General features: G+C 69.1%; 1 protein-coding gene. It reads right to left on the bottom strand.

Going from position 1 to position 1,235, the window contains the following annotated elements:
• On the bottom strand, positions 1-1,116 hold a 1,116-nt coding region (locus ACTOQ2_RS43880), incomplete at its 3' end, for a hypothetical protein (protein WP_440107961.1).
• Positions 1,117-1,235: the final 119 nt, after the last annotated feature.

The raw sequence follows: 1,235 nt of genomic DNA on the forward strand, positions 1-1,235 counted from the left end.
GGCCTTGGCTCCCATGACCGCCACGATGAACACGCCGAGCAGGAGCCATCTGCCGACGTCACGTCTCCGCCGTTCGAGAAGGTCGGCGAGCAGCAGGACGACCGGGGCGAAGAGGAGGGCTCCGAAGGCCTGGGTGGGGCTCGTCCATGAAGCGTCTGGAATGCCTCCCCAGGTGAACAGCTCACTTGTCCCCAGGTAAAGACTTGCCGCTCCGACGGAGATCGTGCCGGTGATGGCCAGGAGTGCGGCGGCTCGTGAGCCGGTGAGGCGGCGGGCGATCATGGCCAGGAGGATGAGGAGGGCGGCCATCATGGGCAGCATGCCCAGGCGGAAGAGCAGGACGAGGGGTTCGATGCCGGTGATCCAGCTCGTGGCGGCGAAGTGGGTGTAGACGAACCAGTGGTAGAGCAGGGGTTCGCCGTCGACCATGGGGACGGTGGGGGGCATGTGGTGTTTCAGTTCGCCGATCAGGGCGAGGTGGAAGGGCATGTCGACCGAGGAGGTGGCCAGGGTGGGCCAGGTGAGGGCGTGGCCGCGGAAGAATCTGGCGATGCCCAAGATGGTGAGGTAGGCGATGGTCAGGGCCAGTGCCCATGACCACCAGGTGGGTGCCGGTGGGCGGGGGCGGCCGCTCCAGTGCTTGCGCAGGCGCGGGATGGTCAAGAAGAGGGTGTAGGTGGCGATGGGCCAGGTCAGGACGAGCAGGGGCAGGCCGGCGGCGCGGGCGGGGATGTAGGTGAAGATCTCCAGGGCGTAGCCCAGTGCCGTGCCCAGGGCGATCTCCTCGGCCAGGGTGCGGTCGCCGCGGTAGGTGGCGCGGATGATCAGTACGCCGGGCAGGGCCAGGGCGAGGGTGAGGTAGGCGCCGAACAGGGCGATGTCGGTGGCCGAGACGCCGTACAGGAGCAGGGCGGCGGTGGTGAGGGCGGTTACCGAGGCGGTGGGCAGCCAGCGCCAGGTGCGCGGCGTGCGCAGGGTGCGCGGGGTGCGCCAGGTATGCCGGGTGCGGGGGGTGCGGGCCGGACGCCGCTCGCCGGGTGCGGGCGCGTCCGTGTGAACGTTTTCCGCGGGTGGTGGGCTCGGCATGGAGGCAGGAGCGGGCGACGTCGTGTCCATGAGCGCAAGCATGCTGACATGAGCGTCCCGGACGATCACGGACGCAGCCTCTCGGGTGTTTCCTTGCCAGTCCTTTATGCGCGGGTCAAAGGCGACCGGCCCCATTCACCCGCATCTCC

The sequence above is a fragment of the Streptosporangium sp. H16 genome (assembly GCF_051918855.1).
Taxonomy (GTDB): Bacteria; Actinomycetota; Actinomycetes; order Streptosporangiales; family Streptosporangiaceae; genus Streptosporangium.